The following is a 776-nucleotide window of genomic DNA, read 5'->3' on the forward strand; positions in this document are numbered from 1 at the left end:
CTTATAATCCACACCCTGAGCAAACGCTCCTTATGACAGAGTATTAAAATAAGCCGATAAAGATACACACCTTTACCGACTATTTAAAATACACTTCACCAATTCATTTTAATTTAATGGATTGAAGTAACTAAATTAATATTATGCTGTTCAATTAAAAGCTTCATACAACCCTAATCTATTTGCACTCCACCGCTAACACCGAACACTTGTCCAGTTGTATAACTTGATTCCTCTGACGCTAATAGCACATAAGTTCCACATAACTCAACAGGTTGACCTGCACGACCTAAAGGTGTTTTTTGACCAAATGTTGGGATTTTACTTTGAGGTTGCCCACCAGAAATTTGTAATGGTGACCAGAATGGACCAGGTGCTACACAGTTCACTCTAATTCCTTTTGGTCCTAATTCTTCTGAAAAACTTTTAGTTAATGAAATAATTGCTGCTTTTGAAGCGGCATAATCATGAAGAATAGGACTAGGATTATAACCTTGTACAGATGATGTCGTTGTAATTGACGCACCCGGTTTTAAATATTCCAATGCTTTTTGAACTGTCCAAAATAGCGGATAGACATTCGTTTCAAATGTTTCTGTAAATGCCTCAGTTGTAAATCCATGAATATCATCATGATACTGTTGATGTCCAGCAACTAAAGTAACATTATCTAAGCCACCTAATTGTTGATATGCTTGTTCAACAAGGTCATAGTTGAACTGCTCATCTCTTATATCACCAGGAATTAACACTGCCTTTTGACCACTTTCTTCAAT

Annotated in this window: 1 protein-coding gene; it reads right to left on the reverse strand. The window is 36.1% G+C overall.

Annotated elements, in window-relative coordinates; translation table 11 throughout:
* Positions 1 to 173: 173 nt before the first annotated feature.
* Positions 174 to 776, reverse strand: a 603-nt coding sequence (locus IDG60_RS17720; RefSeq protein WP_206161007.1) for an SDR family oxidoreductase, incomplete at its 5' end; no start/stop codon positions are given.

Source organism: Staphylococcus sp. EG-SA-2 (assembly GCF_017152085.1).